15 protein-coding genes are annotated in these 19673 nt (G+C 63.1%); 11 read left to right on the top strand and 4 right to left on the bottom strand.

The features are described from left to right. The first annotated feature begins 54 nt into the window (after positions 1 to 54). Positions 55 to 912, top strand: a complete 858-nt coding sequence (locus OKW26_RS12135) for a glycine betaine ABC transporter substrate-binding protein (protein ID WP_184038367.1) — start codon at positions 55 to 57, stop codon at positions 910 to 912. A 58-nt stretch (positions 913 to 970) separates the two neighbouring features. Here OKW26_RS12135 and purU read toward each other — a convergent pair whose 3' ends face one another. Together purU and OKW26_RS12125 are read right to left on the bottom strand one after the other, a co-directional pair. Next, entirely contained in the window at positions 971 to 1846 is an 876-nt protein-coding gene (purU, locus tag OKW26_RS12130; protein ID WP_429353756.1) for a formyltetrahydrofolate deformylase, read from the bottom strand. Between the two features lie 136 nt (positions 1847 to 1982). After that, complete coding sequence (locus OKW26_RS12125) at positions 1983 to 2897, bottom strand: LysR family transcriptional regulator (RefSeq protein WP_187616739.1); 915 nt, start codon at positions 2895 to 2897, stop codon at positions 1983 to 1985. A 109-nt stretch (positions 2898 to 3006) separates the two neighbouring features. Here OKW26_RS12125 and OKW26_RS12120 point away from each other — a divergent pair, with 109 nt between their 5' ends. Beyond that, entirely contained in the window at positions 3007 to 3648 is a 642-nt protein-coding gene (locus OKW26_RS12120) for a glutathione S-transferase family protein (protein ID WP_184010004.1), read from the top strand. 43 nt (positions 3649 to 3691) lie between these two features. Next, positions 3692 to 4675, top strand: coding sequence for a pyridoxamine 5'-phosphate oxidase family protein (locus tag OKW26_RS12115; RefSeq protein ID WP_429353755.1), 984 nt, complete (start codon positions 3692 to 3694; stop codon positions 4673 to 4675). A 43-nt stretch (positions 4676 to 4718) separates the two neighbouring features. Here OKW26_RS12115 and OKW26_RS12110 read toward each other — a convergent pair whose 3' ends face one another. After that, on the bottom strand, positions 4719 to 5123 hold the full coding sequence (locus OKW26_RS12110; RefSeq protein ID WP_090809994.1) for a helix-turn-helix domain-containing protein: 405 nt from the start codon (positions 5121 to 5123) through the stop codon (positions 4719 to 4721). 405 nt (positions 5124 to 5528) lie between these two features. On the opposite strand from OKW26_RS12110, the gene OKW26_RS12105 reads away from it, so the two are divergent. From OKW26_RS12105 to OKW26_RS12075, 7 genes are all read left to right on the top strand, one after another. Further along, on the top strand, positions 5529 to 6224 hold the full coding sequence (locus OKW26_RS12105) for a hypothetical protein (protein ID WP_429353754.1): 696 nt from the start codon (positions 5529 to 5531) through the stop codon (positions 6222 to 6224). Between the two features lie 623 nt (positions 6225 to 6847). Next, positions 6848 to 8263 carry an ISNCY family transposase gene (locus OKW26_RS12100; protein ID WP_429353753.1) on the top strand — a complete coding sequence of 472 codons (1416 nt, stop codon included), beginning with the start codon at positions 6848 to 6850 and terminating at the stop codon, positions 8261 to 8263. Positions 8264 to 8572: 309 nt separating this feature from the next. Then, a complete protein-coding gene (locus OKW26_RS12095) occupies positions 8573 to 9301 on the top strand; it encodes a hypothetical protein (RefSeq protein WP_429353752.1) in 729 nt (242 codons plus the stop codon). A 313-nt stretch (positions 9302 to 9614) separates the two neighbouring features. Further along, complete coding sequence (locus tag OKW26_RS12090; RefSeq protein WP_184060190.1) at positions 9615 to 11081, top strand: amino acid permease; 1467 nt, start codon at positions 9615 to 9617, stop codon at positions 11079 to 11081. Between the two features lie 367 nt (positions 11082 to 11448). Then, on the top strand, positions 11449 to 12657 hold the full coding sequence (locus tag OKW26_RS12085; RefSeq protein WP_184060188.1) for an efflux RND transporter periplasmic adaptor subunit: 1209 nt from the start codon (positions 11449 to 11451) through the stop codon (positions 12655 to 12657). An 11-nt stretch (positions 12658 to 12668) separates the two neighbouring features. Then, positions 12669 to 15866 (top strand): multidrug efflux RND transporter permease subunit, encoded by a 3198-nt coding sequence (locus OKW26_RS12080; protein ID WP_429353751.1) that lies wholly within the window; start codon positions 12669 to 12671, stop codon positions 15864 to 15866. Further along, positions 15859 to 17340, top strand: coding sequence for an efflux transporter outer membrane subunit (locus OKW26_RS12075; RefSeq protein WP_429353750.1), 1482 nt, complete (start codon positions 15859 to 15861; stop codon positions 17338 to 17340). The genes OKW26_RS12080 and OKW26_RS12075 overlap by 8 nt, the downstream gene beginning before the upstream one ends. 63 nt (positions 17341 to 17403) lie before the next feature. Here OKW26_RS12075 and OKW26_RS12070 read toward each other — a convergent pair whose 3' ends face one another. Beyond that, the gene (locus tag OKW26_RS12070; RefSeq protein WP_429353749.1) at positions 17404 to 18822 is read right to left on the bottom strand and encodes a trypsin-like peptidase domain-containing protein; all 1419 of its coding nucleotides are present in this window, start codon (positions 18820 to 18822) and stop codon (positions 17404 to 17406) included. A gap of 327 nt (positions 18823 to 19149) precedes the next feature. On the opposite strand from OKW26_RS12070, the gene OKW26_RS12065 reads away from it, so the two are divergent. Then, entirely contained in the window at positions 19150 to 19671 is a 522-nt protein-coding gene (locus OKW26_RS12065) for a 2,4'-dihydroxyacetophenone dioxygenase family protein (RefSeq protein WP_090809981.1), read from the top strand. Positions 19672 to 19673: the final 2 nt, after the last annotated feature.

The following is a 19673-nucleotide window of genomic DNA, read 5'->3' as shown; positions in this document are numbered from 1 at the left end:
TGCGGTTCGATGGCAAACGCGTCAATGGGCAAATGGATCAACGGGAGAACGTCGATGAGACTGATCGGAAAGATAGTGGTGGCAAGCGCGTTGGGGGTGATGCTGGCGGCGGTCAGTGCGGGCGTGTCGGCCGATTCGAAGCCGACCATCAAGATCGGTTACGTGGAGGGCTGGGACGATAGCGTGGCGACCTCGAACGTGGCCGCCGAGGTGATCGAAAAACGCCTCGGTTATCAGGTGCAACTGGTGCCGGTGGCGGCCGGCGTGATGTGGCAGGGCGTGGCGCGCGGCGATCTCGACGCGACGCTGTCCGCGTGGCTGCCGGTCACGCACGGCGCCTACTGGAACAACTTCAAGGACAAGGTGGTCGACCTCGGGCCGAACTTCAACGACGCGAAGATCGGTCTGATCGTGCCGGACAACGCGGACGTGAAGAGCGTCGGCGATCTGCAGGCGAAGAAGGCGGAGTTCGGCGCGCGCATCGTCGGCATCGACGCCGGCGCGGGTGTGATGCAGAAAACCAGCGAGGCGATCAAGGCCTATGGGCTCGACTATCAACTGATGCCGAGTTCCGGAAGCGCGATGACCGCCGAACTGGCGCGCTCGGAGGCGGCCAGCAAGCCGATCATCGTGACCGGATGGAAGCCGCACTGGATGTTCGCCAAGTACAAGCTGAAATTCCTCGACGATCCGAAGAAGGTATTCGGTGAAGCCGAGCACGTGGACAGTGTGGTGAATCCCGAGCTCGAGAAAAAAGCGCCGACAGTGGTCGCGTTCCTGAAGAAGTTCCAATGGAAGCCGGGCGAGATCGACACGGTGATGCTGGCCACGCAGAATGGCGAAAAGCCGGCTGCAGCGGCCGACGCGTGGGTCAGCGCGCATGCGGACCGGGTGGATAGCTGGGTGAAGTAACTCGGCCAGGCGTCGGCGCAGCACACGAAAACGCCGCTTTTCAGCGGCGTTTTTCTGTTTACCGCAGCACGACGGTGCGCTCGCCGTTGATGAACACACGCCGCTCGACGAACGCCTTGACCGCGCGCGCGAGCGTAATGCATTCGACGTCGCGTCCGGTCGTCAGCAGCCGTTCGGGGCTGTACGAGTGATCGACCGGTTCGACTCCCTGCTCGATGATCGGACCTTCGTCGAGATCGTCGGTGACGAAATGCGCGGTGGCGCCGATTACCTTGACGCCGCGCGCATGGGCCTGATGATACGGTCTCGCTCCCTTGAAACCGGGTAGGAACGAATGGTGGATATTGATCGCGCGCCCGGCGAGCGCCCGGCTCGTTTCGGCGGACAGGATCTGCATGTAGCGCGCGAGAATCAGCAGTTCCGCGCCGGACGTATCGAACAGCTCGAGCAGGCCGGCTTCCTGTTGTGGCTTCGTGTCGGCTGTAATCGGCAGATGATGGAACGGCAGGCCGTGCGCTCGCGCGAGCGGTTCGAGATCGCGATGATTGGAGCCGATGCCGACGATGTCCATCTTCAGTTCGCCCATGCGCCAGCGAAACAGCAGGTCGGCGAGACAGTGTTCGAGCCTGGAAACCATGATCAGGACTTTCGGCCGGCTCGACAGATCGTGGATCGCCCACGTCATCCGGAAGCGTTCGGCGATCGGCGCGAATTCCTGCTTCAGCGTGGCGATCTGCAGCGCATCGTCGCGATCGACGTGGTGAAACACGCAGCGCACGAAAAAGCGCTCGCTCAGTTCGTCGTCGAATACGGTGAGTTCGTCGACATAGCAACGATGCCGTTCGAGAAAGCCAGCGGCGGCGGCAACCTGGCCCGCCGCGCTCGGACACGCGACGGTGAGAACCCCTTGAGCAGGACGGGAAATGGCGGACATCAGCTCTCCACATTGACGATCAGGCGAGGCCGCGGGGTGCGGCGCGCATCGTCGCAGTAGAGCAAATCGGGCGATAACGCGGATAGAAGCTAACCGCCGTTGCGCTGGAATGGGAGCGCCAGAAGGATCTGCCGTGCTAATCCGCAGGCTCCGCCGCGAGCCTTCGCTTCAGCGTATCGATCAACGCGCGCACCTTCGCCGGCGGGTGACTCGTCGGCGGGAACACGGCCTGAATGCTCGCCGGTGCGCTCGCCCATTCGGGCAGCAGCCGGATCAGCCGTCCCGCCGCGACGTCGTCCGCGATCGAAAAATCCGTCAACAGACCGATGCCGCCGCCCGCGAGCGTCGCCGCGCGGCAGGCATCGGCCGTGTTGACGCGCAACGCGGACGCGCAGCGCACGCTCGCGATCTTGCCGTCGACGTGCCGCAAGTCGAGCGTCAACGGATGCGGCAGCACCGACAACGCGCAATAGGGCAGCGTCTCCAGCGCGGCCGGCGTGCCCGGCGCGCCCCACGTCCGCAGGAACTCCGGACTCGCGACGAGCCATTTGACGAAGCTGCCGAGCTTCACCGCGCGATAGTTGGAATCCGCGAGGCGACCAAGCCGGATCGCTACATCGATGCCATCGGCGATCAGATCGACGTAGCGGTCGCTGCTCAGCAGCTCGACGTCGAGCTGCGCATGCGTGCGACGCAGTTCGACCAGCGCGGGCGCGACGACGAGCGTGCCGTAGTCGTTCGGCGCACTGACGCGCAGCGTGCCGCGCACCGGTGAGGTTTCCCCGCCGAGCGCGTTCAGCGCGTCCTCGGTGGCGCGCAGAATCTTCACGCTCGCCTCGTAGAACGTGCGGCCCGCCTCGGTGACGCCGAGCCGCCGGGTGGTGCGCACCAGCAGGCTCGCGCCGACCTCCGCCTCGAGCCTCTGCATGTGCGTGCTGACCATCGTCTTCGCGAGCCCGAGCCGCGTCGCGGCGGCGCTCAGCGAGCCCGCGTCGATGACCGCGACGAAGATCGCGAGGCGGTTCAGGTTCACGTTGCGCACATCGGCCATGATCGATTGTCCATTCTCGCTTGACTGTGTTTCCCGGATTATCGGGCTTCCGCGCGACAGTGCCTACGCCTTATGCTGGGCGTGTCATTCAACGTATCCGGAGCCATCCATGCCCGCTGCCAGACCCGCCGAGCCTATCAAGCTGTATACGACGCTGCTTTCAGGCCACGGTCATCGCGTGAAGCTGTTTCTGACGCTGCTCGATCTGCCGTTCGAGGTCATCGAGCTGAACATGAAGGCGGGCGACAACCGCAAGCCCGAGTACCTCGCGCTGAACCCATTCGGTCAGGTGCCGACGATTCAGGACGGCGAGCTCACGCTGTTCGATTCGAACGCGATTCTGGTCTATCTGGCGAAGCGCTATGGCGACGCATCGTGGCTGCCGGACGATCCGCGCGGCGCCGCGGCGGTGCAGCGCTGGCTGTCGCTCGCCGCTGGCCAGATCGCCTACGGGCCGTGCGCGGCACGGCTCGTGACCGTGTTCGGCGCGCCGCTCGACCACGAACGTGCGAAGCAGATCGCCGTCAAGCTGTTCGACGTGATCGACGAGGAGCTTGCCGGTAAGCCGTTCGTGGCTGGTGCGCACGTCACGATCGCCGACATTGCCGCGCACACGTATATCGCTCACGCGCCCGAGGGCGGCGTGTCGTTGCAGCCGTATCCGAACATTCGCGCGTGGCTGCAGCGCGTGGAGGCACTGCCGCGTTTCATCGCGATGCCTTCGACGAAGGCGGGCTTGCTGGCGGCGTGATACGCGTTGACGGCTGCGTCAGATCTTGCAAAGGAGTCCGATCATGTCCGAGTTCGTCCCGTTGAATAACTGGGGAAGCGACGCGTCGCCGTTTCATGCCGGCGAGCAGGATGCGCAGCAGCGCGCGGGTGTGCGTGAGGTAGCCGAGTCGATGGGACGTCGGGGCATTCGCCGATTCATGCCTGAGCAGCATCGCGAGTTCTTTGCCGCGCAGCCGTTCGTCGTGATTGGCGGCGTCGATGCGAGCGCTCAGCCGTGGGCGACGCTGCGTGCGGGTGCGCCGGGTTTCGTCTCGTCACCGGAGGCGGGGACACTGCGCATCGAAGGTGGCACATTGGCTGGCGATCCGCTCGCCGCGGGTTGGCGGGAAGGCGCGCAGCTTGGTGCGCTGGGCATCGAGCCGCGTACGCGGCGGCGCAATCGGGCAAATGGCGTAGTCCGGTCCGTGGCAGGCGACACGTTGCAGGTCGAAGTCACGCAGAGCTTCGGCAATTGCCCGAAGTATATCCAGAGCCGCGCGCCGTCTTTCATCGAGCGGGACGCGGCCGCGACGCGCGCGCAGCCCGAGATCGCCACGCTTCTGAGCAGTGCCGACCGCGAGTTGCTCGCGAGCGCGGACACCTTCTTTATCGCCAGCGCGAATCTGAGCGAGGAAGCGGGGCCGGGAAAGGGGATCGACGTTTCCCATCGCGGCGGTGCGCCGGGCTTCGTGCGCGTGGACGATGCAACTACGCTGACCACGCCCGACTACAGCGGCAACCGCTTTTTCAACACGATCGGCAACCTCGTGCACGATCCGCGCGCGGGTCTACTGTTTATCGACTTCGCAACCGGCGATCTGCTTTATCTGGCGGTGCTAGCAGAGATCATCTGGGACGGCGACGAACTCGCGGCGTTTGCGGGCGCGCAGCGGCTCGTGCGGTTTCATGTGAGCGAAGTGCGGCGCAGTCGCGGCGCGTTGCCGTTCCAATGGTCGGAGGTCGAACTGGCGCCGCAGTTTCTGCCAAAGGTTCGAGAAAGCGCCTGAGCCGATGCGCACGCGCGTGCTTTAGCTGGGTGCGGCCGCCGTTTTACTGCGCATTCCGGCCGAGCCGATAAGACACGCCGAGTCTGGTGGCCAGTTGCCATACATAGACTCGCGAGTACGAAATGCCAAACTGACGGCTTATCAGCTCCCGCATGCGCGCATTGCTCCAGCCGTCGGCGTCGAAGCCATAGTCCCGCGGCGAGGCCCTCAGCGCCTGGGCCAACCAGTCCAGATCCGCCACCGCGAGTGCGGAATGGCGGCCGCCGACGCTCATGTTTCTCAGCGCCTCGAGCCCGCCTTGCTCCAACAGCTTGCGATATCGCTCGACGGTGGTCTTTGCCATCCCCATCTGTCTCGCGACCTCGGCCGCAGCGACGCCGTCGAGCAGTTTCTTGCCCGCCGTGAGACGCCGTGCGACGGTCGGCAAATCGTCATTTGGTCGATGCATCGGAGAACTCCGCCGTTGGGTCGCTGACCGGACTGCAATCGGTTATGGGGTAGACAGTGAGGAGGGCGCGCCACCTACAGATAATCGAAAAATCGCCCGCTGTGTCCAAAAGAATAAAAAATCAATCGCGCCTTTCCTCTGATAGAAAATCACGCAATTCTCCCGTAAGGCGGTTACACGATGTTTTCTTTCTAAAATCTTAAATATCTCTCTTGCGATTGAATTTAACGTTTGCTAACCTGATTGACGTGATTCAAAGACGTCAATCCGGCTCGGCTCGCTCTGACAGCCCGCATACCGCCAAGCCGCATCCGGCTTGGCGTCGGGCGCTTTTAAGTGCGGGCGGCAGGTCGGAAGACTGAACCGTTTGAGTGCGCGGATTCCTGTTTTGCGAATGTAATTGGAATGCATTTTTCGGTGCAGGGTGGCGATTCGCCGGAAAGCTGCGAAAAGGTGCTGAAGATTGAAAATCCTTCGCGGCGTTTTTCCAGCGGATTATATGTAAACGGGACATTCGCGCAGAGTGGCGTCGTGAAGCCCGAATCCAGTAACCACCCGCTTAATTTTAGCTGCGTCGTTCAATACCGGAAATTAAAAGCTGACAGTGCTTTCATCGGTTGCACAGTGCTTTCATCGGTTGCCATTGGGCGCTTGCAAGCAGGCGGTAAGGAGAACGACATGAACATGGATAGGACCCGCGATATTGCCGCGATGCTACTGCGTGCCGCGAAACGCAAAAGACTCGTGACTTATCAGGAACTGCACGCGCTTTTCGCTCGCGACGAACCGTTGCAAAGCCGCTATCGCGCATTGGAGGACGCGGCGCGTTCACTGAGCGATTGCGCGTCGCTCGACTATGGCTGCCTGATGAGCCTCGACAACGGCCTGCCGGGCGATGACTTCTTTAATCGCTTCAGGCACGGCAGGCCGCGTGAGTACGAAAAGGTGATGGGCTTCGGATCGGCGGGACGCTCGATGACGAAGAAGCGACTGATTGCGGATGCCGAGCGTCTGCGCGTGTTCGAACATGCATCTCAGATCGCGGCAAGTGGGAGGGTGGCGAACACGTTGCGCCCGTACGCCACGTCGAAATGCACGTAGCCCATTCACAGTCGCTCAACGACGACACGCTCGCCGGTTGAGAGAAATGCGAAACGTCTCTAAGCCACAAGGCAATAGCCGACGATAAAAATCCGCGCGAGCTGCGATAGCGGCATTGGCTTTCGCTACAAAGCTTATTCTCGTGGTGCGCAAAGCAGTATTTAACAGCTGTCTAATTGCGGCATGTGGCGTGCATAAATTAATCTGTACGCACGGCCGCGTCTTAATTCGTGAGGGCTCTGATTGGGCCCACCCATAAAAATTGGAATTGAATTGCCGCGCCAGTTTTGTTGGTCACTGAATCGGGCTGCACCCGGCGTAAGTTGTGGCAGGTGAAAGAGTCGCGGATCGGACGATTCGCGATGGTCACCGGGCACCGGTGTGCATCGCTTGTGGCGGAGGGCCGACACGCGGCACGCGCAACGACGGTGGCCCGTGCGGTGCGTACTGGAAGCATTTTTCTGAAGGATCCACAATTTGACATAAGATAAATTATCAACATTTGATGTGTCAGAGCTTTTTAGAAATGTCCGGTTCTGGCTCATTAGAAATGTCCGGTTTCCTGCTCCGGGCTGGCTGCTGTGGCGCATGCTGCGGTATCACCGTCAGCCCGGAGCCAGACCATGAACGGACGTGGATTCATCACGATCAGCATGCACGAGCTCGAGCGCGTGAAGATCATCGAGGCGGTCGTCCAGCATCGCCCGACGGGCGTACTGGCCGCTGAACGGCTGCAGCTGTGTGAGCGTCAGGTCAGCCGGCTCGTGCGGCGCTACGAGGCGGCGGGACCGGCCGGGCTGGTTTCAGCGCGGCGTGGACAGCCCAGCAACCGCGAACTGCCGGTGGATGTCCGTGCGCGGGCCATGGCGCTGGTGCGCGAACGCTATGCCGATTTCGGGCCGACGCTGGCCTGCGAGAAGCTGCGTGAAGGTCATGGCCTCATGCTGGCGAAGGAAACCGTGCGACGCTGGATGCGCGATGCGGGCCTGTGGATTCCGCGCAAGCAGCGGCCGCCGAAGCTTCACCAGCCGAGAAACCGGCGGGCATGCCTGGGCGAACTGGTGCAGATCGACGGCAGTGATCACCGGTGGTTTGAGGAACGCGCGCCAGCGTGCACGCTGCTGGTGTTCATCGACGATGCAACAGGCCGGCTGATGGCACTGCACTTTACGGCGACCGAATCGACCTTCAGCTACTTCGAGGCGATGCGCGCGTACCTTGAACAGCATGGCAAGCCGGTGGCGCTGTACAGCGACAAGGCCAGCGTCTTCCATTGCAACAGCCATTCGGCGACGCCTGGCAAGGGTGTGACGCAGTTTGGCCGCGCGCTGTACGAGCTCAATGTGGATACGTTCTGCGCCAACAGCAGTCAGGCGAAGGGGCGCGTCGAGCGCGCGAACCTGACGTTGCAGGATCGTCTCGTGAAGGAACTGCGGCTACGCGGCATCACCACGAAGGAGGCCGCCAATGCGTACGCGCCCCACTTCATCGCTGACTTTAACGGCCGGTTTGGCAAGATGCCGCGGAGCACCTTCGATGCACACCGGCCGCTGCGTGCCGACGACGATCTTGATCTGATCCTGACGGTTCGTGTGCCGCGGCGCGTGTCGAAGGTGCTGACGGTCCAGTACGACCGGGTGATCTGGCTGCTGGAAGACACGGTCGCCAACCGCAGGCTGATTCACCGTTATCTGGATGTGTTCGAGTATCCGGATGGGCGCATCGAGATCCGGGTGAATGGCGCTGCCCTGCCCTGTGTGCCGTATGACCGGCTCTCGGAGATCGATCAGGCGGCGGTGGTCGATAACAAGCGGCTGGGACACACGTTGCAGCTGGCGCAGGTGATTCAGGCGCAGCGCGATGACCGGCGCGCGTCAGGCTCGCCATCGAGGACCAATCAGGGCGAGGCACCACGCTCGAAGGAGCGCAAGGTGGGCACCCGCAAGCAGCGCGAGCTGACCCGGGCGCAGTTGAATGAAGCGATTCTGGGAACTGCCGGAATGCGGGTTGGCTCGGTGCTCAAAAGCCCCCTAACATAGAGATTTCTGAACCTCAAAACCGGACATTTCTAAAAAGTCGCAACCCGGACATTTCTATCTGGCCTCGACATGTGATGTCGCGGCAAAGCTGTAATGTCGTACCTATGCAAAGCTGAAGCGTCGCAGTCGCAGCATTTTCCAAATCGGCCCAACGAGATTTACCAAGGCTGTCAGAGAAATCCGCTTTAGATTTAATGATCGAGCTCAATCGCCTGAGGACTTTATGTACGCTGGCGCACATTGTGCGCGCCTCGGAGGGAATATTTTTCAATACGGTCGTAGAACAAAAAGCGAATGGAAATTTGGGCTATGGACACCCTGACAGACGTGCGTGGGCATACAGAGACTAAGCGGATTCGAATCGACAAAAGCGTCGCGTTGAACTCTTTTGATGACGTGATTCCGCAGGAGACGATCGTCGAAATCAACGACTTCATCGACCACCTGTTTGGCACGACGGCACCGCGCTCGCAGTCCGGCGCAGAGATTGCAGAGATGCTGCGTCGCGGTCAGGCCTTTCGCGAACTCGAACAGACGATCTGCGCGAATGCGCGCGCGATGGCCGCGAAGTTCGGTCGGACAAACTTACCGACTGAGCCGTTCCACGTACTGCGCTGTGCGAGCAGGACTTCGTTGGCCGAGAGCCACTGCCGCCACTACGACTCGCACCTGCTGACGCTGCTGATTCCGCTTCAGCTCGCACCCGATGGAGTTCACAACGGCGACCTCGTGATGTACCGCAAGCCGCGCCTGTCCGTAACGACGCTAACCAACATGATCTGCAAGATGCGCCATGGCTTCCTGCAAAGCCTGCCGCTCAGCTGGCGCAGCTGGCATACCTTGCATGATCTGCGTGTCGGCAACTGCAAGCGCATTCCGGTCAAGCCGGGCAGCGTCTACGAATTCAACGGCTTCGCACTTCAGCATGCGAACCTCGACGTACAGAACGGACAGCGGCGCACGCTCCTCATTCACTACTACGACCCAGGCCACTCGCTCGGTCTGAGCGGCGTGCTGCGGCGCGGACGGATCGGCTGAGGTCCGCCCCGCAAGCCTGAAATCGTCCACGTTGGCTTGCCGATTCCGCAATCGCACATCGTAAGTCCTCCTGAATCGAACCAGAGGCCTTGCTTGCGATCGCCAGCCATCGCACTGCCCTATCGCGCCGACAAAGCAAGCGGATTTCACTTTGCCTTTAATCCGGCATAGACTGAATTTTCCGTTAGATGCTTTCTCCGCACTTGCCGTGGCCATTGCCGTGCGCGGCGACGGATGTTTTTGTCGTGCTCCACGAGCCGATGGCAGCCTAACCGGTTCGTGCCTGATCAACACTGAAAAGGGACGACTTATCATGGCCGATACCGGTTACATGGCACGCAAAACCGTTGCTGATATCGTCGCCAGCGCCGACGCCGAAGAAGGCCGTCACCTGTCGAAAACGCTGGGCGCGACGAGTATCACCGCGATGGGCATCGGCGCGATCATCGGCGCAGGCATCTTCGTGCTGACCGGGACCGCCGCCGCGCAGTTCGCGGGGCCGGCCATCACGCTGTCGTTCGTGCTGGGCGGCATCGCGTGCGCGTTCGTCGGCCTGTGCTATTCGGAGCTTGCGGCGATGCTGCCCGTGTGCGGGAGCAGCTATACGTACACGTATGCGACGCTCGGCGAGATCTTCGCGTGGATGATCGGCTGGGACCTGATCCTCGAGTACGCGATGGGCGCCGCGACCGTCGCGGTCGGTTGGTCCGGCTATATCGTGAGCCTGTTGCGCAACGTCGGCATCGACATTCCACCTACCCTCGCCGCCGCCCCCGGCACCGTCGTCAAACTGGCCGATGGCTCGACGGTCACCGGCGTGATCAACCTGCCGGCGGTGTTGATCATCGCGATCCTGACCACGTTGCTCGTGTTGGGGACCAAGGAGTCGGCGCGGCTCAACAACGTGATGGTCGCGATCAAGCTGACCGTGGTGGTCGCGTTTATCGCCGTCGGCGTGTTTTTCATCAAGCCGGAACACTGGCATCCGTTCATTCCTGCCAATACCGGCCAGTTCGGCAGTTTCGGCATGAGCGGTATTCTGCGCGGCTCGGCCGTGGTGTTCTTCGCGTTCATCGGCTTCGATGCGGTGTCGACCGCCGCGCAGGAAGCGCGGCAGCCGCAGCGCGACATGCCGATCGGCATTCTCGGCTCGCTGATCATCTGTACGGTGCTGTACATCCTCGTCGCCGGCGTGCTGACCGGCCTCGTTGCGTACCCCGAGCTGAACGTTCCTGATCCGATCGCCAAGGGCGTCGACGTGATCGGGCTCACGTGGTTCTCGATCCTGATCAAAATCGGCGCGTTGACGGGGCTGACCACCGTGATACTCGTGCTGCTCTATGGACAAAGCCGCATCTTCTTCACGATGTCGCAAGACGGTTTGTTGCCGCACTTTTTCTCGAGGGTCCATCTGCGCCTGCATACACCCTATCTGAGTCAGATCCTGATCGGCACCGTCGTCGCGATCGTCGCGGCGCTGACACCGATCGGCGTGCTCGGCGAGATGGTCAGCATCGGCACCCTGTTCGCGTTCGTCCTCGTGTGCGGCGCGGTGATCTATCTGCGGCGCAGCGACGCCGAGGCGACGCGTCCATTCCGGGCGCCCGGCGTGCCGGTCGTGCCAGTGCTCGGCATCCTGTTCTGCCTGCTGCTGATGGTCGGCTTGCCGCTCGTCACGTGGCTGCGGCTCGTCGTGTGGCTCGTGATCGGCATGACGATTTATCTGTCATACGGCCGCAACCATTCGGTGTTGCGGCATCCGGAGCGCAAGCGTACGTGAATGTGTGGCGACTCGGAATATTTTTTCAGGCGCCTCGATTTCGATGACAATTGCATGCCTTTGAATTGCGGCAATTGCTGGATGACAATTGACATGTAATTGACAATTACCATTCAACACCTCGTCTGCGAGCGGGAATCACCCGCTCGTGCCCACCGCATGCGCCGCCTGGTCGTTGCGAGTCCATTCCACTCGCGACCACCAAGAATAAATTGACAAGCTACCCAGACACGGTAGGATCAACAGAAATCTTTTCCCCGCATTAACGCACCCACACACGTTCTGAATAGTTAATTCGACCGCAAACCGTTAAAACCGTCACCGATCTCACGCGCAAAAAAGACTGCCTTGATCAAAGGAGTTTCTCTTGCTTTGCTCCGCATGCCGCCTGCGTAGTCGTGCCGTATCGCTTCTGATCACCGGTTTGCCGCTCCTGCTTGCCGCCTGCAACGACCGGTCGCAGACGCCCACCGCCGCGTCGATGCCACCGGTTCCCGTGCTGGTCGAAACGGTTTCCACCACCCCTGTCGCCGATGTCGTCGAGTTGCCTGGCCGCATCGAGGCCGTGCGCACCGCCGAGATTCGCGCGCGCGTCGACGGCATCGTCCAGCGCACGCTCTATCGGGAAGGCACGGACCTGCCGGCCAACGCCCCACTCTTCCAGATCGACGCGAGCGACTATCGCGCGCAGTTGCAGCAGGCGCAGGCCGCGCTCACGCGCGCGAGCGCCGTGCGCGACAACGCGGCGTCGGTGGTGGACCGGTTCAAGCCGCTCGTCGGCCGTCATGCAGTCAGCGCGCAGGAATACGACGCCGCACTCGCGACCATGCAGCAGGCGCAGGCCAATGTCTCCGATGCGCAAGCTGCGGTCTCGCTTGCGCAATTGCGGCTCGATCGCTGCATCGTACGCACGCCGATCGCCGGACGCGCGGGCCGCGCGCTCGTCACCGAAGGCGCGCTCGTCAGCGCGGGCGCCGCCACGCTGCTCACGCAGGTCAATCAACTGACGCCGATCAACGCGGTGTTCACGCAGTCGAATACCGCGATGCTCGACGTCGAGCAGCAGATCCAGTCGGGCGCGCGCAAGCCGACCAGCATGAAGCACGTCGAGGTGCAACTGATCCTTGCCAACGGCCAGGTCTACAACGAGCGCGGTTTTCTGGACTTCGCCGATCTCGTCGTCGATCCGTCGACCGGTACGCAGACGGTGCGCGCGCAGTTCGCGAATCCGGACCGCACGCTGTTGCCAGGGCAGTTCGTGCGCGGGCGCATCATCGCGGCGGGCAATGCGCAGGGCATCCGTATTCCCGAGCGCGCGGTGCAGCTCGACAACGGCATTGCAAGCGTTGCGTTGGTCGCCGACGACGGCACCGTGGTCCGCCGCAATATCGATCTCGGCGAGCAGGGCGAAGGACGCTGGACCGTGCGCGACGGTCTGAAGCCCGGCGAGCGCCTGATCGTCGATGGCTGGCAGAAGGTGCAGCCCGGTCAACGGGTCGACGCGCGGCCCGCCCCCGATGCGTCGCCAGCGGCGCATTCGGCCGCGTCCCCCGCTCCCGCTTCGACCGCGCACTGACGGGCTCGCCGATGAATCGATTCTTCGTCGCCAGGCCGGTTTTCGCGTGGGTCATCGCCCTTTTCATCGTGCTGTTCGGCTCGATCGCGCTAGCGCTGCTACCGGTCGAGCAGTACCCCGACGTCGCTCCGCCGTCGCTCACCATCAGCGCGGTCTACAGCGGCGCGGACGCGAGCACGCTCGAGCGTACCGTCACGTCGATCGTCGAAGACGAGCTGAACGGCATCGAGAATTTCCTGTACATGTCGTCGGTGAGCCGCTCGAACGGCACGATGCAGATCACCGTGGTGCTAAAGCCCGGCACCAATCTCGACATCGCGCGCACTCAGGTGCAGGACCGTCTGAGCCGCGTCGAACCGCGCCTGCCGCTCGAAGTCCGTCAGATCGGCTTGAGCGTGACGAAGGCGTCGTCGGGCTTTCTGATGCTGCTTGCACTGCAGGCGACCGACGGCACCACCGACGCCGTCGCGATGGGCAACTTCGCGTCGAACAACATCGTCAACGAGCTGCGCCGTATCGACGGCGTCGGCGACGTGCAACTGTTCGGCTCGTCGTACGCGATGCGGATCTGGCTCGATCCGCGCAAGCTCGCGGGCTTTGGGCTGTCGGCCAGCGAGGTGTTGCAGGCGATCCAGGAGCAGAACAGCCAGACCGCGGGCGGCAGCCTCGGCGATCAGCCGATCGCGCCGGGCTCCGAGTTCACCGCGCAGATCGTCACGCAAAGCCGCTTCACGACGCCCGAGCAGTTCCGCGAAATCATCGTGCACGCGAATCCGGATGGCTCGACCGTGCGGGTGGGCGACGTCGCGCGCGTCGAGCTCGGCAACGACAGCTACGGCAACCGCCTGACCGTCAACGGCAAGGCGTCGGCCGGGATCGCGATCCAGCTCGCGAGCGGCGCGAACGCGCTCGCAGTCGCCAATGCGGTGCGCCAGCGCATGGCCGAATTGCAGCCGATCTTCCCGCGCGGCGTCGCGTGGACCGTGCCGTTCGACACCACGCCGTTCATCACGACCTCGGTGCAGGGCGTGATCCGCACGATGGTCGAGGCGCTGTTGCTCGTGACGGTCGTGGTGTTCCTGTTCCTGCAGGACTGGCGCGCGACGGTGATCCCGACGATCGTGGTGCCGATCGCGTTGATCGGCACGTGCGCGGGGCTCTACCTGTTCGGGCTGTCGATCAACATTCTGTCGCTGTTCGGCATGGTGGTCGCGATCGGTATCCTCAACGACGACGCGATCGTCGTCGTCGAAAACGTCGCGCGCATCATGCGCGAGGAAGGGCTCGGCGCGCCGCGCGCAACGGTGAAGGCGATCGGGCAGATATCGGGTGCGGCGATCGCGAGTACGCTGGTGCTCGTCGCGGTGTTCATTCCGATGGCGTTTTTTCCGGGCTCGACGGGCGGCATCTACCGGCAGTTTTCGGTCACGCTCGCGGTGTCGATCCTGCTGTCGACGATGTTGGCGCTGACACTCGGCGCGGCGTTGTGCGCGGCGCTGTTGCGTAGCGAGGCGGCCGCCGGGGAGCGGCCGAAGAACGCGGCTTCGCGTCTGCTGCATCGCGTGTTCGACGGCTTCAATCGTGGGCTCGACGCGGGCACCACACGCTATATCGTGGGCGTCGATGCGATGCTGCGCTCGCCGCTGCGCTGGCTGCTGGTGTTCGTCGCGGCCTGCGCGATCACCGTGTTTTTCTTCACGCGGCTGCCGACCGGCTTTCTGCCGACCGAGGACCAGGGGCATATCTTCATCACGTATACCGGCCCGCCGGGGTCGACCGACCAGCGCACGCAGCACGCGATCGACCAGGTGGAGGCGTTTCTGCGAACCCAGCCGCAAGTGCGCAACGTCGCGTCCGTGACGGGCTTCAGCTTCTTTGGCCAGGGGCAATCGGCGGCTCTGTCGTTCGTCGATCTGAAGCCGTGGGACGAGCGCTCGGGCGAGGCCAATTCGGCGAGCGCGCTGGTGCGTCGCGCGAATGCGGCGTTTCGGCAGATTCCCGAGGCGATCATTTTTGCGCTCGACCCGCCGCCGATTCCGTCGCTCGGCAACGCGACCGGCTTCACGATGAAGATCCAGGATCGCAGCGGCATCGGCGGCGAAGCGCTGCAACAGGCCGCGCGGCGGATGATGATCGAGGCGTCGCAAAGCCCCCTTCTCGCGGGCGTGCGCGCCGAGGGCATGCCGGAAGCGCCGCAACTGTATGTCGAGATCGACCGCGTGAAGGCGCGCGCATTAGGCCTGCAAATCGGTCAGGTCAACCAGGCGCTTGCGCTGACGTTCGGCTCGAACTACGTGAACGACTTCGTGTTCGAGGGCAACGTGCTGCGCGTGCTGTTGCAGGCGGACGCCGAGCAACGCATGCGTGCCGAGGACGTGACTTCGCTGCGCTTGCGCAATAACCGCGGCGAGATGGTGCCGTTCTCGGCGTTCACGCGCGTGCGCTGGATTTCCGGACCGCAGCAGCTCGAACGCTATAACGGCTTTCCGTCCGCGACGCTGTCGGGTCAGGCCGCGCCCGGCCGCTCGAGCGGCGCGGCGATCGCCGAGATGGAGCGCATCGCGTCGCACGTGTTGACCGGCAACCTGACTTACGAATGGACCGGCACCGCGCTCGAGGAAAAACAGGCGAGCGGCCAGATCGGCATGCTGCTCGGGCTGTCGCTCGTGGTCGTGTTCCTGTTGCTCGCGGCGCTGTACGAGAGCTGGGCGATTCCGGTCGCGGTGTTGCTGATCATCCCGTTCGGCGTGATCGGCGCGGTGCTGTTGACGATGCTGCGTGGACTGTCCGCGGACGTGTATTTCAACATCGGCCTCGTGACGATCATCGGCCTTGCCGCGAAGAACGCCATCCTCATCGTCGAATTTGCGATCAAGGAGGAATCCGAAGGAAGGGACGCGCTAGCCGCCGCCAAAAGCGGCGCACAGCAGCGTCTGCGCCCGATTCTGATGACGAGCGTCACGTTCGTGTTGGGCATGCTGCCGCTCGTGCTCGCGACCGGCGCGGGCGCGGCGAGCCGCCGCGCGGTCGGCACCGGCGTGATGGGCAGCATGCTGACCGCGACGATGTTCGGCGTCTTCTTTACGCCGCTGTTCTATGTCGCCGCGCGACGCTGGCTGAGCCGCAAGAAACGCAGCACCGATCTCGACGATGACGATCTGCCGACAGCCATGCCGCGCGATTCGGGTGGAGGGCAGCGCGATGCGTAAATGCATTCATGTGCGCCTGGTGCTGCCCCTCTTCTGCTGCTCGCTCGCCGCCTGCAACTTTGCGCCGAACTATCAGCAGCCCCAATTGCCGATCGCCGATCGTTTCGACACGACGGAGACCGCCAATCCGGCCGCCGCGCATCTGGCAAGCGAAGTCGACTGGCAGACCTTCTTCGCCGATCCGCAACTGAAGCTGCTGATCGAGGCGGCGCTCGAGCACAACCGCGATCTCGCCGCGTCGATCGCGCGCATCGAGCAGGCGCGCGCGTTTTATCGCATCCAGAACGCCGCGCGTTTGCCGCAGGTCAATGCGAACGCGGGTGCGACCCGCACCAGGGCGCCACTCGGTTCGATCGATCCCGAGTTCGACAACACGGACATCTCGGTCCAGTTCAACCAGTACAACGTGCAGGCCGCAGTGACGTCGTTCGAACTCGACTTCTGGGGGCGCGTGCGCAACACCAGCGAAGCCGCGCGGCGTCGATATCTGGCCACTGTCGACGCGCAGCACGCGTTCCGTTTGTCGCTGATCGGCAATGTCGCGTCGAACTACTACGCGATCCGGTCTGGCGAGGAAGGCATCGAGCTTGCACAACAGACGCTCGACAGTCGGCGCTACGCGCTGGAAGTCGCGAAGATGCGGCTCGACGCGGGCGTCACGTCGATGGTCGATTACGACCAGGCGGCCATTCTGGTCACGCAGGCACAGACGCAGCTGGCCGAGCTGCAACGGACCACCGCGCAGCAGCGCCATCTGCTCGAGGTGCTGATCGGCGGGCCGCTCAGCGGGTCGCTACCGCCGGCGCCGCCGATCGCCGACGCCGCGCAGTTCCGCGAGCTCGATGCGGGCCTGCCCTCCGCACTGCTGATCGACCGGCCGGACATCCAGCAGGCCGAGCAGCAACTGCGCGCAGCCAATGCCGACATCGGCGCCGCTCGTGCGGACTTTTTCCCACGCATCGCGCTGACGGGTAGCTTCGGATATGTGTCGCCCGAACTCGGCGATCTGTTCGTGCCGGCCAAGCAGGCGTGGTCGTTCGGCGCGCTGGTCGGCATGCCGATCTTCGATGCGGGACAGCGCCAGGCGCAACTATCGCAGGCGCGCGCGCGACGCGACGAACTGGTCGCCGATTATCAGCGCACGGTGCAGAACGCGTTTCGTGAAGTGTCCGACGCATTGGTCGCGCGACAACGCTACAAGGAACAGATCGCGGCGCAGGAACAGGCGGTGCAGGCGCAGCGGCAACTCGCCGAAACGGCGGAGCTGCGCTACGAAAACGGGATCTCGATCTATCTCGAGGTGGTGGATGCGCGACGCAATCAGTTTGCCGCCGAGCAGCAGCTGATCCAGCTTCGGGCGACGGCCTTGCAGAACGGAGTGTCACTTTACGTCGCATTGGGGGGCGGGCCCGACGAGCCGCGGAACGTCACGCAAAGCACGTCTCACGCTGCGGGGGTCCACCCGTCCAACTGAGGCACGCGCGCCACAGCAGCGCGTCGTGTCCGCCGCCGGCATTGCACCGGCGGGATCTACTCATCAGCCAAGCGTTACGTCGACCGATGCTTGTTCACCATCGCGCACCACGGTGACAGACACGCTGTCGTCCGCCTGAGCGATCATGCGGCGCAGTTGCTCGACGCCGTGAATCACCTTGCCGTCGACGGCAACGATGATGTCGCCCGCCTGAATGCCGGCTTCGGCGGCCGGACCGGTGGACTGCTGCACCACCACGCCGCCCGGCAGCTGCGCTTGCTGCTGTTCGTCCTGGGTCAGCGCACGCACGGCGACGCCGAGACGCGGACGGTTTTGCTGCTGCGGTTGCTCCTGCTGCTCTTCGCGTGGCGCGGCCGACGCCATGTCCGACGCTTGCTGCGCGCCCACCGTCACCGCCAGCTTGCTTTCGCCGCCGTTGCGCCACACGCTGATCGTCGCTTTGCTGCCCGGCGACAGTTGCGCGACCTGACCGATCAATTCGGTCGTGTTACCAATATGCTTGCCGTTCACGCCGACGATCACGTCGCCCTGGCGCAGACCGGCTGCGTGCGCGGGACCATTCGGATCGACCGAGCCGACCAGTGCGCCGCCCGTCGAGTCGAGGCCGAGCGCCTTGGCCTTGTCGACGCTGAGCGGCTGCACGCCCACGCCGATGCGGCCGCGGCTTACGTGACCGGTACTCACGAGCTGGTCCTTCACGTGCATCGCCGCGTCGATCGGGATGGCGAACGACAGTCCCTGGAAGCCGCCGGTGCGCGAGTAGATCATCGAGTTGATGCCGATCACTTCGCCGTTCAGGTTGAACAGCGGACCGCCCGAGTTGCCCGGGTTGACCGGCACGTCGGTCTGGATGAACGGGATCGGGCTATCGTCGGAGAACGAGCGCGATTTCGCGCTGATGATGCCCGAGGTCACCGTGCTGTCGAAGCCGTAGGGCGAGCCGATCGCCACGACCCATTCGCCGACCTTGCTGCTGTCCGGGTTGCCGATCTTCACGGTCGGCAGATTGGTCGCGTCGATCTTGACGACGGCGACGTCGGTGGCCTTGTCCTTGCCGATCACGCGCGCGTGGAATTCGCGGCCGTCGGTGAGCTTCACGGTCACGCTGGTCGCGCCGTCGACGACGTGATTGTTGGTCAGGATGTACCCGTCCTGGCTGATGATGAAGCCCGAGCCGAGCGCTTCGCCGCCGCTCTTGCGTTGACCGTTCTCGTCGACCGACGCGGCTTCTTTCACGCCGATATGCACGACCGCCGGGCCATAGCGCGTCACGATGCTGGAGAAGTCCGGTGCCGACGAGCGCGAGCCGACGACATCCGCCGCCGCGTGCAGCGACGACGTCGATCCCTGCGCGTCGTTTACGGACGCATCGGCATTGCGATGGCTGAGCGCATACGCGCCGCCGATTGCGAGGACAGCGCAGATCGCGGCGCTACCGCGCCAATAGTTTTTGGTGGTCATAGTCAGGGAGTCTTGCGGAGGGTTACGTGGTGGATGCGTAATGTAGTGGCCTCCACTTAAAGCAGACTTAAAGATGGTGTTCGATCAGAATGCGCGCGCAGGCCTTGTTTTAGGCGCTTTTTGCGTGTCGTGCGGCTTTTATGAGATAGCAACATCTGTATCTTTCGCGCGATTCGAGAACGAGTGCAGCGTCGCTTTATCGTGCCTGACCAGTAATTTCCCCAGGATTGACCCCGCCCAAAGCGGTTCGGATAATAACCATATCGTGGACTTGTTATCCATAATGTGGACATTTCTTTTTTCTGCACACTTCGCGAGGAATTTCCCATGCCAGAGGCCAATCAATCCGACCTGACGCCGTACCAGCTACCGTTCCCGAAGGAAGCGCAAAAGGAAATCGTCGTGCCCTTCGCGATTCCGACCGACGAACGCGTGTGGGTCCCGCAGGCAGAAAACGTGTCGTTCCGCCCACTGTGCCTGAATGCGTCGCAGGGATACTGGATGAATCTGCTGCGCGTACGCCGCTCGGGTGTGTTGAGCCGGCATCGTCATCCGCAGGCCGTGCACGGCATGGTGCTCAAGGGCCGCTGGCGTTATCTCGAGCATGACTGGGTCGCGACCGAAGGCAGCTACGTGTACGAGCCGCCGGGCGAAACGCATACGTTATATGTGCCCGAGGACGTCGAGGAAATGATCACGTACTTCCAGGTCAACGGCGTGATGTTCTATTGCGATCCGTACGGGAACTACACCGGTTACGAAGACGTATTCACGAAGATCGACATGTGCCGCAAGCACTACGCGGCGGTGGGCCTCGGCGAAGACTACGTCGAGCAGTTCGTCCGGTAAAA

The organism is Paraburkholderia sp. 32 (assembly GCF_050435345.1).
Taxonomy (GTDB): Bacteria; Pseudomonadota; Gammaproteobacteria; order Burkholderiales; family Burkholderiaceae; genus Paraburkholderia; species Paraburkholderia tuberum.
The sequence above is the reverse complement of the archived record's forward strand: the minus strand, read 5'-3'. Positions and strand labels throughout refer to the sequence as shown.

What these genes read in the sequence shown, in the direction of transcription:
- OKW26_RS12095 (WP_429353752.1), top strand. Translation starts at nt 8,573, where the DNA reads ATGGACACCCTGACAGACGTGCGTGGGCATACAGAGACTAAGCGGATT.
- purU (WP_429353756.1), bottom strand. Translation starts at nt 1,846, where the DNA reads ATGTCCGCCATTTCCCGTCCTGCTCAAGGGGTTCTCACCGTCGCGTGT.
- OKW26_RS12075 (WP_429353750.1), top strand. Translation starts at nt 15,859, where the DNA reads ATGCGTAAATGCATTCATGTGCGCCTGGTGCTGCCCCTCTTCTGCTGC.
- OKW26_RS12070 (WP_429353749.1), bottom strand. Translation starts at nt 18,822, where the DNA reads ATGACCACCAAAAACTATTGGCGCGGTAGCGCCGCGATCTGCGCTGTC.
- OKW26_RS12120 (WP_184010004.1), top strand. Translation starts at nt 3,007, where the DNA reads ATGCCCGCTGCCAGACCCGCCGAGCCTATCAAGCTGTATACGACGCTG.
- OKW26_RS12065 (WP_090809981.1), top strand. Translation starts at nt 19,150, where the DNA reads ATGCCAGAGGCCAATCAATCCGACCTGACGCCGTACCAGCTACCGTTC.
- OKW26_RS12105 (WP_429353754.1), top strand. Translation starts at nt 5,529, where the DNA reads ATGCATTTTTCGGTGCAGGGTGGCGATTCGCCGGAAAGCTGCGAAAAG.
- OKW26_RS12090 (WP_184060190.1), top strand. Translation starts at nt 9,615, where the DNA reads ATGGCCGATACCGGTTACATGGCACGCAAAACCGTTGCTGATATCGTC.
- OKW26_RS12110 (WP_090809994.1), bottom strand. Translation starts at nt 5,123, where the DNA reads ATGCATCGACCAAATGACGATTTGCCGACCGTCGCACGGCGTCTCACG.
- OKW26_RS12115 (WP_429353755.1), top strand. Translation starts at nt 3,692, where the DNA reads ATGTCCGAGTTCGTCCCGTTGAATAACTGGGGAAGCGACGCGTCGCCG.
- OKW26_RS12100 (WP_429353753.1), top strand. Translation starts at nt 6,848, where the DNA reads ATGAACGGACGTGGATTCATCACGATCAGCATGCACGAGCTCGAGCGC.
- OKW26_RS12125 (WP_187616739.1), bottom strand. Translation starts at nt 2,897, where the DNA reads ATGGCCGATGTGCGCAACGTGAACCTGAACCGCCTCGCGATCTTCGTC.
- OKW26_RS12080 (WP_429353751.1), top strand. Translation starts at nt 12,669, where the DNA reads ATGAATCGATTCTTCGTCGCCAGGCCGGTTTTCGCGTGGGTCATCGCC.
- OKW26_RS12135 (WP_184038367.1), top strand. Translation starts at nt 55, where the DNA reads ATGAGACTGATCGGAAAGATAGTGGTGGCAAGCGCGTTGGGGGTGATG.